Source organism: Prauserella oleivorans, from assembly GCF_042685745.1.
Lineage (GTDB): Bacteria > Actinomycetota > Actinomycetes > Mycobacteriales > Pseudonocardiaceae > Prauserella_A > Prauserella_A oleivorans.
The window spans coordinates 5,307,159-5,320,038 of the sequence record NZ_JBHUNT010000001.1 but is presented as its reverse complement, the minus strand read 5'-3'; the positions used below and the strand labels follow the sequence as shown (position 1 = coordinate 5,320,038).

The 12,880-nt window shown below is 74.0% G+C and carries 10 protein-coding genes and 1 riboswitch; of the genes, 6 read left to right on the top strand and 4 right to left on the bottom strand.

Annotation, left to right across the window (positions count from 1 at the left end; translation table 11 throughout):
- Positions 1 to 9 precede the first annotated feature (9 nt).
- Positions 10 to 543, top strand: coding sequence for a nitroreductase family protein (locus tag ACFSZT_RS26145; protein WP_377384636.1), 534 nt, complete (start codon positions 10 to 12; stop codon positions 541 to 543).
- A 39-nt stretch (positions 544 to 582) separates the two neighbouring features.
- On the opposite strand, the gene ACFSZT_RS26140 is transcribed toward ACFSZT_RS26145, so the two are convergent.
- Positions 583 to 3,768 (bottom strand): arabinosyltransferase domain-containing protein, encoded by a 3,186-nt coding sequence (locus ACFSZT_RS26140; RefSeq protein ID WP_377384638.1) that lies wholly within the window; start codon positions 3,766 to 3,768, stop codon positions 583 to 585.
- Between the two features lie 44 nt (positions 3,769 to 3,812).
- Complete coding sequence (locus ACFSZT_RS26135; RefSeq protein ID WP_377384640.1) at positions 3,813 to 4,565, bottom strand: cobalt-precorrin-6A reductase; 753 nt, start codon at positions 4,563 to 4,565, stop codon at positions 3,813 to 3,815.
- An 11-nt stretch (positions 4,566 to 4,576) separates the two neighbouring features.
- On the opposite strand from ACFSZT_RS26135, the gene ACFSZT_RS26130 reads away from it, so the two are divergent.
- On the top strand, positions 4,577 to 5,644 hold the full coding sequence (locus tag ACFSZT_RS26130) for a cobalt-precorrin-5B (C(1))-methyltransferase (protein WP_377384642.1): 1,068 nt from the start codon (positions 4,577 to 4,579) through the stop codon (positions 5,642 to 5,644).
- Here the strand turns inward: ACFSZT_RS26130 and cobM are convergent.
- Positions 5,641 to 6,396 carry a precorrin-4 C(11)-methyltransferase gene (gene cobM, locus ACFSZT_RS26125; RefSeq protein ID WP_377384644.1) on the bottom strand — a complete coding sequence of 252 codons (756 nt, stop codon included), beginning with the start codon at positions 6,394 to 6,396 and terminating at the stop codon, positions 5,641 to 5,643. The genes ACFSZT_RS26130 and cobM overlap by 4 nt on opposite strands.
- The gene (gene cbiE, locus ACFSZT_RS26120; protein ID WP_377384646.1) at positions 6,393 to 7,619 is read right to left on the bottom strand and encodes a precorrin-6y C5,15-methyltransferase (decarboxylating) subunit CbiE; all 1,227 of its coding nucleotides are present in this window, start codon (positions 7,617 to 7,619) and stop codon (positions 6,393 to 6,395) included. The genes cobM and cbiE overlap by 4 nt, the downstream gene beginning before the upstream one ends.
- A gap of 51 nt (positions 7,620 to 7,670) precedes the next feature.
- Positions 7,671 to 7,824: riboswitch (adenosylcobalamin (AdoCbl) riboswitch) on the top strand.
- Positions 7,825 to 7,834: 10 nt separating this feature from the next.
- Between cbiE and ACFSZT_RS26115 the strand changes: the two genes are divergently transcribed.
- Genes ACFSZT_RS26115 through cobC form a run of 4 tightly spaced genes read left to right on the top strand, consistent with a single transcriptional unit; the run spans position 7,835 to position 12,869 of the window.
- Positions 7,835 to 9,880 (top strand): putative cobaltochelatase, encoded by a 2,046-nt coding sequence (locus tag ACFSZT_RS26115; protein WP_377384648.1) that lies wholly within the window; start codon positions 7,835 to 7,837, stop codon positions 9,878 to 9,880.
- Between the two features lie 31 nt (positions 9,881 to 9,911).
- Complete coding sequence (gene cobO / locus ACFSZT_RS26110) at positions 9,912 to 10,526, top strand: cob(I)yrinic acid a,c-diamide adenosyltransferase (protein WP_377384650.1); 615 nt, start codon at positions 9,912 to 9,914, stop codon at positions 10,524 to 10,526.
- Positions 10,520 to 11,863: a cobyrinate a,c-diamide synthase gene (locus tag ACFSZT_RS26105; protein ID WP_377384652.1), complete on the top strand. Its 1,344-nt coding sequence runs from the start codon at positions 10,520 to 10,522 to the stop codon at positions 11,861 to 11,863. The genes cobO and ACFSZT_RS26105 overlap by 7 nt, the downstream gene beginning before the upstream one ends.
- Positions 11,856 to 12,869: an Rv2231c family pyridoxal phosphate-dependent protein CobC gene (gene cobC / locus ACFSZT_RS26100; RefSeq protein WP_377384654.1), complete on the top strand. Its 1,014-nt coding sequence runs from the start codon at positions 11,856 to 11,858 to the stop codon at positions 12,867 to 12,869. Before ACFSZT_RS26105 ends, cobC begins: the two co-directional genes overlap by 8 nt.
- The last annotated feature ends 11 nt before the right edge of the window (positions 12,870 to 12,880 follow it).

Below are 12,880 nucleotides of genomic sequence, written 5' to 3'. Positions count from 1 at the left end.
AGGCCGCCGATGGACATCGCCGAGCGCCTGCGCGCGCTGATCGCCCGGCGCTCGCGGCGGCACTTCACCGACGAGCCGGTCAGCGAAGCCGACGTCGAGCGGATCGTGGAGATCGCCCGGTTCACCGGTTCGGCGCGCAACCGGCAGCCGTGGCGGTTCGTGGCGGTCACCGATCCGCGCACCCGGGCCGCACTGGCGAGTCTGGGCGCCTACGCACAGCACCTCGCGGCCGCGCCGCTGGTGCTGGTGCTGCTCGCGCACGACAACACCTACCGCGACACGGAGTTCGACGTGGGGCGGGTGAGCCAGTCTCTGACACTCGCCGCGTCGGCGCTTGGTTTCGGCACCTGCCTGGCGACGTTCTACCCGGACGAGAACGTCCGCCGGGCCGCGGAGCTGCTGCGTGTCACGGGGCCGTGGCTGCCGCGGCACGCGCTGTCGGTCGGACGTCCCGCTCCGCCGCCGGCGGACCAGCTTGGTTCGCCGGCGATCCCGACCGGTCGGCTGCCCGTGTCGGAGCTGCTGTCCTGGCACCGCCGCTGAGGCGGCCCTCCCGGTTCGGAGGACCGCCTCGGCGGACGGTCAGCGGCTCGGACTGGAGCCGTTCGGCTGCTGCGGCCCCGGACCGGGCGACCACCAGCCCGGGTGGGTCTCCTCGCCGCGGATGATCGTCGGCTCGTTGCCCTGCGAGTACGGGCGCACCTCGTACAGCGCACCCCACGGGTGAGCGGGTGTGCCCGCGAGGTAGCTCGGGACCTCGGGCTGCTCGGCGACCTCCTCGAGGTTGCCCAGGGGCCCGCCGGAGACACCGCTCGCCCAGTTGGACTCGTTGGCCAGCGGTTCCGACGTGATGCGGTAGGCGGGCATCTCGGCGATGCCGTCGCGCACCTTCATCGGGTTGAGGCACGGATAGACGAACGACGCGGGCCAGTCCATGTACACCGGCTGGTCGCCGACGCGGTCGGTCAGCGTGGTGAAGGTGGGCAGGCGCGGCGCGGTCACGGCGACCCAGCCGTCCTCGGTCAGGTCGTCGTCGGTGGCGGCGATCCGGACGGCGGTGGCCCGCTGCGGCACGTCGTCGAGGTTGATCCGGACGTCGACCCATGCGTTGGCGCCGGTACCGGGCATCAGGGCGTCCTTGCGGTCGATGACCTCGAAGCCCTCCGGCGTCCACTCGCCGAACTGCAACTCCGTCTTCACGGCCTTGCCCGGCGGCGCGAACACGGCCACGACCACCTGGCCGCCCGGATGCCGTCCGCTGAGGTCGTACCAGTCGGTGCGCAGCCTGCCGGTGGGATTGGCGGTCTCGTTGTAGCTGCTCCACATGTCCACGGTGCTCGGCGTGAACCCGTGCGGCGGCTCGGCCAGCGGATCGCCGGTGGCGAGCGGCTGACTGTGGAACCCGGCCTGCGTCGGTCCGTTGCCCTCGTCGGGCACGGGCAGGCCGCCTGGCTGCGGCTGGGTGCGCTGCGGGTCCTCCGCGGTGCGCTGCTGCCTGCGGGGCAGCTGCGGGAGCATGCTCGACACCGGGTCGCGCTCCACCATCACGTGGTCGGCCAGCCCGCAGCTCGAGCCGGACAGGTGCTCGATGTTGGCGGCCCCGAGGCTGTAGCTGTTCCGCTGCTCGTGGATGGCCTTGACCATCGTGCCGACCTCGGCCGCCACGACCAGGCCGCACACCACGACGAACGCCAGCGAACCGCGGTACAGCGCCGATCGCCGTTCCGACGGGGGCGGCGGGAGCCCGGGCCGCTGCATCCGGATGTTCTCGATGAACGCGACCAGGGCCGCGATCGCCGCCGCGAACAACAGCAGCGTGGAGAGCTTGAACCCGAACAGCTGCGGCGGCATGTTCCACCACGGCACGCCGAGCCGGGACACGAACCAGTACGCGTTCGACCCGGTCACCGACAGCGCACCGATCACGAGCAGCCCCGCGACGAACGCAGCCTGGTTCCGTTTCGAGCGGAGCACCGACGAGCTCGTGGCGAGCGCGGTGAGCGCCGCCATGGCGGCGCCGATCGCCGCGAACGCGCCGAAGTGGTGCGTCCACTTGGTCGGTGTCAGGGCCATCATCAGGACGAACAGCGCGACGGTGCCGATGAGCCTGCGGCTGGGTCCGAGTGCCGCGCCCTGGATCCGGCCCCGCCGCAGCAGCACCACCAGGCACGTCACCGTGCAGAGCAGGAGCAGCAGCACGGGGAACCGGCGCGCGGCGGAGCCGTCCGCGGTGTTGCTGAACAGTTGCTGGTAGCGGACCAGCTCCTGGAACCACGACAGGCTCGGCCCGACCTCGTTGCGCAGGCGGGTCGCCTCCAGCACCGTGGCCCACGTCTGGTCGGCGAACACCACGAACAGCACCAGCACGCCGGAGCCGAGGATCGGTGCCAGCACCTGCAGCCAGCCCGCACCGCGTGCCCGCTGGCGCAGCAGCTGGAACAGCGGCTTGGCGGCGACCAGGAACGGTGCCACCGCGATGAGGCCGGTCGGCGTGGCGGCGAGGGTGAACGCGGCGGCCAGCAGGCCGAGGCACACCGGGAGCAGGCGGCGGGTGACCAGCGCTCGCTCCACCGCGCAGATGGCCAGCAGCGAGCCGACCGCGGCGACCGGCTCGGGCCTGGTGCCGTTGTTGTAGGGCAGCCACCACACGAGGAACACCGTGGCCGCGGCCCAGCCCGCCGCGCGGCTCGACCGCACGGCCTTGCCCAGGCGCGGCATCACCTCGCGGCTGATGAGCAGCCAGCTGATGACGCCGAGCAGGAACGACGGCACGCGGATCCACGGCGCTACCACGCTGACGTGCGACATCGCCTGGTAGACGTGGTAGAACCAGCCGAACGGAGCCTCCGCGACGCCGAACCACCGGTGGTAGTTCGTGAGGTATCCGGCGTCCTCGGTGACGCGGGCCATCGACAGGATGTAGCCGTCGTCGGAGGTCACCGGCCCGATGAACACCCACGCGCCGAGCACGCCGATGACGAGTGCGTCCCGCCCGGTGAGCCGCCACCAGCCCACCGGGGCCCAGCGTGGCGCACGGCGCGCCACCCCCCGGTCGAGCCGGTTCACCATGAACAGGCAGCCGATCATCGCGAGCACCCCGACGGCGCCGACGACGATCTTGAGCACGGTCGGGGAGGACTGGTACCGCGTGTCCGGCGTGATCGACACGTTGAGCCCGTCGATCGGGTCGCGCCCGCCCTCGATGCTCGTGTAGATGCCGACCACGCGCGGCCGGTAGTCGCCGTCCTGCTGGTACACGGGCGTGCCGCCGACCGAGATCGTCGTGCGGTTGGCGTCGGAATCCACCAGCACGTCGCAGTTGTTCTGCGGCAACGGCTGGCGCACCACCTGCTCACCGCGGCTGACGGCGACGAGCAGCCCGTCGTCCACGCGCAGCTGCAGGCCCGCGCCGTAGCCGAGCCGGGCCGACGGCACGGTGGCGAACAGCAGTGCGTCACCGGGTGTGCGCTGGTCGACCGACTGCACCGTGGCGCACGGGATGCCCGCCTCGAGGTGCTGGGCCCAGTACCCGGCCAGCGGCGCGTTCACCTGCTCGGTGTTGCCCGACACCGGCCACACGATCCGGGCGGTGTCCTGTACCACCGGCAGGAACGGGTAGGCGATGGCACACGCGGCGGCGATCAGGCCGAGCGTTGCCGCGAGCCACCTCTGTAAGCGGGTGCGCTTCTCCGTGCTCGTGGCAGGGACAGCGGTGCTTTCCGGCGCACCGCCGGGGGTTTCGGTCGAGGTTGAGGTGGCTGGCCGCATCGAATGTCACGCTAGCGGGAAGCGGAGAGTTCCTTCTCGCGGGGCTAGGTGATCACCCGGTCGAGCACCCAGCGCAGTGCCGAGGGTACGTCGGGGACATGCGGGGCCGCAGGCCGCGGCGGCCGGCGCACGACGACGACCGGTATGCCGGCGCGGCGCGCCGCGACGAGTTTGGCCTCGGTCATGCTGCCTCCGCTGTCCTTGGTCACCAGCACGTCGATGCGGTGCCGGTGCAGCAGTGCGGTCTCGTCCTCGATGCGGTACGGACCGCGGCTGAGCAGTACCTCGAGGTGGCGGGGCAGCGGGGGTTCCGGCGGGTCGACGCAGCGCGCGAGAAACCAGAGCGCGTCGAGGTGGGCGAACGCGGCGAGGCCCTGCCGACCGCTCGTGAGGAACACGCGGGTGCCGAGGTCGGGCAGCAGCGCGGCGGCGTCGTCGAGGGTGTCGGCCCAGCGCCAGTCGTCGCCGGGGCCCGCCTGCCAGCCGGGGCGTTCGAGCCGGAGCAGCGGCACCCCGGCACGCTGGGTGGCGAGCGCGGCGGAGACGGAGATCCGCTCGGCGAAGGGGTGCGTGGCGTCGACCACGGCGGCGACTCCCTCGTCGGCGAGCCACCGCGCGAGGCCGTCCGGACCGCCGAAGCCGCCGATGCGGACGTCACCCTCGGGCAGCCGGGGCCTGGCCACGCGACCGGCGAGGGACGACGTCACCGGCACGCCGTGCCCGGCGAGACCGGCGGCGAGCGCCCGGGCCTCGGAGGTGCCGCCGAGGATGAGCACCCGCGGGGCGATACTTCCCATGGAGAGACAGTGTGACCGAACTTCGCTACGGCTGGACGACGGGCGCGTGCGCGACGGCCTCGACCACCGCCGCCTACACCGCGCTGCTGACCGGTGAGTTCCCCGACCCGGTCGAGGTGCTGCTGCCCAAGGGCAGGCGGCCCGCGTTCGCGCTCGCTACCGAGGAGCTCGGCGACGGCCGCGCGAGCGCGGGCGTGGTCAAGGACGCGGGCGACGATCCGGACGTCACCCACGGGGCGCTCGTCGTCGCCACCGTGACCCCGGCAGCGACAGGCAGCGGCGTGACGTTCCGCGCGGGCCCGGGCGTGGGAACGATCACGCTGCCGGGGCTGCCGCTGGAGGTCGGGGAGCCCGCGATCAACCCGGTGCCACGCAGGCTGATGACCGAGGCGGTGCAGCGTGTCGCGGCGGCCCACGGCGGGTCCGGCGACGTGGTGGTGGAGATCGCCATCCCGCACGGTGAGGAGATGGCGCGGCACACGTGGAACCCCCGGCTGGGCATCGTCGGCGGGCTCTCCGTGCTGGGCACGACCGGCGTCGTGGTGCCGTACTCGTGCTCGGCGTGGATCGACAGCATCCGCCGCGGCGTGGACGTCGCGCGGGCGCTGGGACACCGGCACGTGGCCGGCGCGGTCGGCTCGACGTCGGAACGCGTGGTCACCGAGCTGTACGGGTTGCCCGAGACGGCGTTGCTCGACATGGGCGACTTCGTGGGCGCGGTGCTCAAGTACCTGCGGCGGCATCCCGTGCCGAGGCTGACCCTGGCCGGCGGGTTCGCGAAGCTGTCCAAACTCGCCGCCGGCTACCTCGACCTGCACTCCAAGCGTTCCCAGGTCGATCTCGGACTGCTCGCCGGACTCGCCGCGGACGCCGGACACCCCCAGCTGGCCGGGCCGATCCGGGACGCCAACACGGCATTGCACGCGCTGGAGCTCGCCCACGCCGAGGGGCTGGCGCTGGGCGAGCTGGTCGCCGAGCGGGCGCGCCGGCAGGCGGCGGAGGTGCTCGGGGATGCTCCGGTCGAGGTCGACGTCGTGGCCATCGACCGCGCGGGCACGATCGTGGGGCGCGCCGGTTAGCTGCCGCGTGCGCTGCGTTCCCGGCTCGCCGAGTACAGGAAGCTGTCCGGGAAGTTCTCGGCGGCGAGCACCCGGCCGACGAGGATCATCGCCGCCCGCGTGATGCCCGCCTCGCGGACCTGGGCGGCGATGTCGCCGAGCGTGCCGCGCAGCACGGTCTCGCCGGGCTGGCTGGCCTGGGCCACCACCGCGGCGGGGCAGTCGGCGCCGTAGTGCGGCAGGAGCTCGGCCACCACCTGCTCGATCCGGTTCACCGCGAGGTGCAGGGCCAGCGTGGCGCCGGACTTGCCGAGGGTGGCGAGGTCCTCGCCCTCGGGCATGGCGGTCGAGCGGGCCTGGGTGCGCGTGAGGATCACGCTCTGGCCGACGGTCGGGACGGTCAGTTCGCGCTTGAGCGTCGCGGCGGCGGCGGCGAACGCGGGCACGCCGGGAGTGACGTCGTAGGGCACCCCGGCCGCGTCGAGTCTGCGCATCTGCTCGGCGACGGCGCTGTAGACGGCCGGGTCACCGGAGCAGAGCCGCGCCACGTCGGCGCCGGCCTCGTGCGCGCCCACCAGCTCGGCGACGATCTCGTCCAGCGTGAGGTCGGCCGTGTCGACGAGGCGCGCGTCCGGTGGGCAGTGCGCGAGCAGATCGGCGGGCGTGAGGCTCCCCGGGTAGAGGCACACGGCGCAGCGGGCGAGCAGCTGCTGCCCGCGCACGGTGATGAGGTCGGCGGCGCCCGGGCCGGCGCCGATGAAATGCACGGTCACTGCTTGGTCACTCCACTGTGGTCGACGGTCGGCGGTTTCGTGACGGTCCACTGCGTCACGGTGCGGGCGGGGGTCCAGCCGGTGAGGCCGCCGAGCGGTGCGGCGTGCTCGACCGAGATGCGGGTCAGCTCGCCGCCGTGCTCGGCGTGGCCGCGCGTGAGTGCCTGCTCGGCCTCGAGCGTCACGGCGTGGGCGACGAGCCGGCCGCCCGGACGTAGCGCCTGCCAGCACGCGGAGAGGACCCCGGGCGCGCTGACGCCGCCGCCGACGAACACCGCGTCCGGCTCGGGCAGCCCGGTGAGCGCCTCCGGTGCCGCGCCGGTGACCACGCGGATGTCCGGCACCCCCAGCAGGGCGGCGTTGCGGCCGATGCGCTCGGCGCGGTCGGGCCGCGACTCGACGGCCACCGCGCGATTGGCCGGGTGCGCGCGGCACCACTCGACGGCGATGCTGCCCGCCCCGGCGCCGACGTCCCACAGCAGCTCGCCGGGCAGCGGCGCGAGCCGGGCGAGGGCGGTGGCGCGCACATCGCGTTTGGTGAGCTGGCCGTCGTGCTCGAAGGCGTCGTCGGGTAGCCCGGCGAGCAGGGAGAACGCGGGCCCGCCCGCGCACTCGACGGCGAGCACGTTCAGCGGCGCGCCGGGCGCGTGCGGCCAGTCGCGGGCTGTGCCGTCGCGGCGCTGTTCGTCCGGCCCGCCGAGCTCCTCGAGCACGGCGAGCCTGCTCGCACCGTAGCCGCGGTCGGTCAGCAGCGCGGCGACGCGAGCGGGCGTGTCGGCACCCGCGCTGAGCACGAGCAGCCGCCGCCCCGGCGCGACGGCCCGCAGCACGCGGTGCACGTCGCGGCCGACGGCGCTCACCACCTCGGTCTCCTCGGCGGTCCAGCCCAGCCGGGCGCGTGCCAGCGCCACCGACGACACGGCGGGCAGCACCCGCACCCGCTCGGCGCCCAGCCTTCGCACCAGCGTGCCGCCGATCCCGGACAGCAGCGGATCGCCGCTGGCGAGGACACCGACGCGGCGCCCGGCGTGCTCGGCCAGCAGGCCGTCGAGCGCGGGCAGCAACGGGCTCGGCCACGCGTGTTTCTCGTACGGGCCGTCCGGCACCAGGTCAAGCTGTCTGCGTCCGCCGAACAGCACGTCGCACGCCCGCACCTCGGCGCGAGCGGATTCCGGCAGCCCAGCCCACCCGTCGGCGCCGATGCCCACCACCACGATCGTCACGTCCACGCACGGTAGCTGTGTCGTGGCGAACACCTGAGGCCGGTGGAACGTGTGCGATGATCGCACCGCGATCGTCGTGGAACCCGGTGCGAATCCGGGACGGTCCCGCCACTGTGACTGGTCTGTCGGGCCAGGAGTCAGAGCTTCGGTGGTCGCCTTGTCGTGCTGGCGCAGCGTGGGCGAGGACACCCACCGTCGAGCAAGGGAGTGTGCGGATGCGGCCGTACCCGTTCACGGCAGTCGTCGGAATGGGCGAGCTGCGGTTGGCTCTCGTGCTGTGCGCCATCTCGCCCGCCATCGGCGGAGTGCTGGTGCGCGGCGAGAAGGGCACCGCGAAATCGACCATGGTGCGCGCGCTGGCGGGCCTGCTGCCCGACGTCGACGTGGTGGACGGCTGCCGCTTCTCGTGCGACCCCGCCCGGCCCGATCCCGGCTGCCCCGACGGCCCGCACGCCACGGACCCGGCCGCGCACCGGCGGCCGGCCCGGCTCGTCGAACTGCCCGTGGGTGCCGCGGAGGAGCGCGTGGTCGGCTCGCTCGACCTGGAACGTGCCCTGCGCGACGGCGTCACCGACTTCCAGCCGGGCCTGCTGGCGGGCGCGCATCGTGGCCTGCTGTACGTCGACGAGGTCAACCTGCTGCACGACCACCTCGTCGACACGCTGCTCGACGCCGCGGCGATGGGCAGGGTGACCGTGGAGCGCGAGGGTGTCTCGGTGTCGCACGCGGCCCGATTCGTCCTCATCGGAACCATGAACCCGGAGGAAGGTGAGCTGCGGCCGCAGTTGCTGGACCGCTTCGGGCTCACCGTCGAGGTCGCCTCCAGCCGGGACGCGGCCGAGCGCGCGGAGGTGGTACGGCGGCGGCTGGCCTACGAGTCCGACCCGGACGCCTTCGCCGCCGGCTACGCCGATTCCGACGCGGCGCTGGCCGCCGAGATCGCCGCCGCGCAGCGCCTCCTGCCGTCCGTGACGCTCACCGACGAGTCGCTGCTGCAGATCGCCGAGGTGTGCGCGGCGTTCGACGTCGACGGCATGCGCGCCGACATCGTCACCGCCCGCACGGCCACCGCACACGCCGCCTGGTGCGGCCGCGACACCGTGTCCACAGAGGACATCCGCGTGGCGGCCCGGCTGGCGCTGCCGCATCGGCGCAGGCGTAACCCGTTCGACGCGCCGGGGATCGACTCCGAGGAGCTGGAGCAGGCCTTGCGTGATGCCCAGCCGCCCACACCGGGACCTCCTGACGACGGGCCGGACGGTGACGGCGACGGTCCGGATGGCGGTGGTGGTCCGGGACCCGGCGGTGACGGGCCCGATGGTGGCGGTCCGGATGGTGGGGGCGGCGCACCGGAGCCCGGGAACGGCGCACACGGCGACACAGATGGCAGACACGGCGACACAGACGGCAGACACGGCGACGGGAACGGCGGACACACGGGGGAGCGGCAGGTCGGTGCGGGGACGCCGTACCGGGCGCGGCTGTTCAGCGTCTCCGGCACCGGGTCGGGTGCGCACGGTCGGCGCTCGCGGGCGGTCGGCGACCGGGGCCGGACGGTCGGGGTACGCCCGGCCGGGGAACGCGGCGGTGTGCCGCACCTGGTCGCGACCGTCCGGGCCGCCGCACCGCATCAGCGAGCACGCGGCCGTGGTGGCCCAGCTCTGGTGCTCCGGCCGCACGATCTGCGGTACGCCCGCCGGGAGGGCCGGGAGGGCAACCTCGTGCTGTTCTGTGTGGACTCTTCCGGCTCGATGGGGGCGAAGGCACGGATGCGCGAGGTCAAGACCGCGGTGCTGTCGCTGCTGCTGGACGCCTACCAGCGGCGCGACAAGGTCGGCCTGGTGACGTTCCGGGCGTCGGGCGCGGAGGTCGCGCTGCCGCCGACGGCGAGCGTGGACGTGGCGGCGGCCCGGCTCGAGGCGATGCCGACCGGCGGGCGAACCCCCTTGGCCGAGGGACTGCTGAGGGCGGCCGACGTGTTGCGCGTCGAGGCCTTGCGCGACCCGAGGCGCAGGCCGCTGCTCGTGGTGGTGACCGACGGCCGCGCGACCAGCGGCACGGACGCCGTCGCGCGCTCCCACGCCGCGGCCGACCTGCTCGCGCGCACCGGCGTGTCGAGCGTCGTGATGGACTGCGAGAGCGGGCGCATGCGGCTCGGGCTCGCCGCACGGCTCGCGGCCAGGCTCGGTGGTGAGCACGTCCCGCTCGGTGAGGTGGCGGCCGACGCGCTGACCCGCGAGGTGAAACGGAGGGCCGCCTGATGACGTCCGCAGGAGACCGGAGGGCTGTCTGATGCCGCAGGGCAAACCGGGGGTCGTGCCCGACGACGGGCTCACCACGCGCCAGCGGCGCAACCGCCCGATCCTGGCCGTCCACACCGGGCCGATGAAGGGCAAGTCCACCGCCGCGTTCGGCATGGCGCTGCGCGCGTGGAATCAGGGCTGGGCCATCGGCGTGTTCCAGTTCGTCAAGTCGGCCAAGTGGCGAGTCGGGGAGGAGGCGGCGTTCCGCGCGCTCGGCGGCCTGCACGAGCAGACCGGCCAGGGCGGCCCGGTCGAGTGGCACAAGATGGGCGAGGGCTGGAGCTGGGCCCGCAAGCGGGTCAGCGACGCCGACCACGCCGAGAGCGCCCGCGAGGGCTGGGCGGAGATCAAGCGCAGGCTCGCCGGCGAGCGGCACGACTTCTACGTGCTGGACGAGTTCACCTATCCACTGCACTGGGGCTGGGTCGACGTCGACGACGTGGTCACCACGTTACGCGAGCGGCCCGGCCGCCAGCACGTCGTGATCACCGGCCGCAACGCACCCCAGGCCCTGCTCGACGCCGCCGACCTGGTGACCGAGATGACCAAGGTCAAGCATCCGATGGACGCGGGCCAGAAGGGTCAGCGGGGCATCGAATGGTAGCCAGGGTCGTCATCGCGGCGCCGGGGTCGGGACACGGCAAGACGACCGTCGCGACCGGACTCATGGCCGCCCTGCGCCGCCGGGGCACGGCCGTCTCGGGACACAAGGTCGGTCCCGACTTCATCGACCCGAGCTACCATGCGCTGGCCACGGGAACGCCCGCCCGCAACCTGGACCCGTTCCTGCAGGGCGAGGACCGCGTCGTTCCGTTGCTGCTGCACGGTTCCCGCGCCGCCGAGGTGGCGGTGATCGAGGGCGTCATGGGGCTGTTCGACGGCGCGCTCGGCACGGAGGGCTATGCGTCCACCGCGCACGTCGCGCGGCTGATGGACGCACCCGTCGTCCTCGTCGTGGACGCGAGCGCCGCGAGCCGCAGCGTCGCCGCGACCGTGCTCGGCTTCGCCCACTACGACCCGCGCATCGAGCTGGCGGGCGTGATCCTGAACAAGCTCGGCTCGCAGCGGCACGAGGACGAGATCCGCGCCGCGCTCGCGCCGACCGGCATCCCCGTGCTCGGTGCCCTGCGGCGCAGCGACGACATCCACGCGCCCAGCAGGCACCTCGGCCTGGTGCCCGCGGGGGAGCGGGAGCCCGAATCACGGCGACTGCTGCCGAAGCTCGCCGAGTGGGTCGCGGGCGGGGTCGATCTCGACGCCGTGGTGCGGGTGGCGCGGGGTGCGCCGCGGCTGGGCGGCACGCCGTGGTCGGCGGGGCCCGAGCGAGAGGGGCCACGGGCGGTGGTGGCGGCCGCGGCAGGGCAGGCGTTCACGTTCCGGTACACGGAGACGGCGGAGTTGCTCGCCGCGCAGGGTGTCGACCTCGTGGACCTGGACCCGCTGCGTGAGGAGACGCTGCCGCCCGGATGCGCAGGGCTGTACTTCGGTGGCGGCTTCCCCGAGGCGCACCTGGAGGAGCTGTCGGCGAACGAGTCGTTGCGGCGCGAGCTGGCAGGTGCCCTGGCGGCCGGGATGCCCGTGGTCGCCGAGTGCGCCGGGCTGTTGTACCTGTGCCGGGAGCTGGACGGACTGCCGATGGTCGGCGCGCTCGACGCGACCGCACGCATGACCCGCGGCGGCGCGCTCGGATACCGCACGGCGACGGCCGTGCACGACAACGTCCTCGCCGCGGCGGGCGAGCAGGTGCGCGGCCACGAGTTCCACCGCACCGTCGTCACGCCGCGGTCGGGGCCCTCGCCCGCGTGGCGGTGGTCCGGCGAGCCGGAGGGATTCGCCACGCCGACCCTGCACGCCTCCTACCTCCACCTGCACTGGGCCGGTCACCCCGGGCTGGCCCGCCGCTTCGCGCAGGCTGTCCACAGTGGACGACGGCATGGTTGACCTGCTGCATCACGGGGACCGGGAGGTCGGCGCGGGTCTGGTGGACCTCGCGGTGAACGTCCGGCTGGCCGAGCCGCCGGAATGGTTGCTGCGGGAACTGCGCGACTGCGTGGCCGGCCTCGCCGCCTACCCCGACGTCCGGGGCGCCACGGAAGCGCTCGCCGCGCGGCACGGCCGCGACCCGGCCGACGTGCTGCCCACCGCCGGTGCGGCGGAGGCGTTCACGCTGCTGGCGTCGGCCTGGCGGCCGCGGTGTGCCGTGGTGGTGCATCCGCAGTTCACCGAGCCCGAGGCGGCGTTGCGTGCCGCGGGCCGGCCGGTGACGCGCGTGCTGTTGTCCGCGGCCGACGGGTTCGTGCTCGATCCGGATCGGGTGCCGGAGGAGGCTGATCTCGTGGTCGTCGGCAATCCGACGAATCCCACCTCCGTGCTGCATCCCGCGCAGACGCTGCGCGGGCTGTGCCGCCCGGGCAGGCTGGTCGTGGTGGACGAGGCGTTCCTCGACGCCGTGCCGGGCGAGCCGGAAAGTCTTGCGGCACACCGGATTCCCGGGGTCCTCGTGATTCGCAGCCTCACCAAGACGTGGGGCATCGCGGGTTTGCGGGCGGGGTACGTGCTCGCCGAGCCGGAGGTCGTCGAGCGCCTGCGCGCGGTGCAGCCGCCGTGGTCGGTGTCGACCCCGGCGGCGGTGGCGATGGTGGCGTGCAGCCGTCCGGAGGCGGTCGCGGAGGCGGATTCGCTGGCGCGCGCCGCCGACCGCGACCGAGGACGGCTCGTCGCCGGGCTGCGCTCGCTCGGAGTGGAGGTGGCCGGGGTGCCGAGGGCGCCGTTCGTGCTCGTGCGGATTACCGGGGGTCACCGGGTGCGGCTGGCGCTGCGGGAGGCGGGCTACGCCGTGCGCCGGGGCGACACGTTCCCAGGCCTGGGGCCGGACTGGCTGCGCATCGCGGTGCGGGCCGACATGCACGGCTTCCTCGCCGCGCTCGGCCAGGTGCTCGCCTCCTGACCGGCTTACGC

Coding starts and splice junctions, on each gene's coding strand:
- ACFSZT_RS26145 (WP_377384636.1), top strand. CDS start 10: ATGGACATCGCCGAGCGCCTGCGCGCGCTGATCGCCCGGCGCTCGCGG.
- ACFSZT_RS26140 (WP_377384638.1), bottom strand. CDS start 3,768: ATGCGGCCAGCCACCTCAACCTCGACCGAAACCCCCGGCGGTGCGCCG.
- ACFSZT_RS26135 (WP_377384640.1), bottom strand. CDS start 4,565: ATGGGAAGTATCGCCCCGCGGGTGCTCATCCTCGGCGGCACCTCCGAG.
- ACFSZT_RS26115 (WP_377384648.1), top strand. CDS start 7,835: ATGCGGCCGTACCCGTTCACGGCAGTCGTCGGAATGGGCGAGCTGCGG.
- cobO (WP_377384650.1), top strand. CDS start 9,912: ATGCCGCAGGGCAAACCGGGGGTCGTGCCCGACGACGGGCTCACCACG.
- ACFSZT_RS26105 (WP_377384652.1), top strand. CDS start 10,520: ATGGTAGCCAGGGTCGTCATCGCGGCGCCGGGGTCGGGACACGGCAAG.
- cobC (WP_377384654.1), top strand. CDS start 11,856: ATGGTTGACCTGCTGCATCACGGGGACCGGGAGGTCGGCGCGGGTCTG.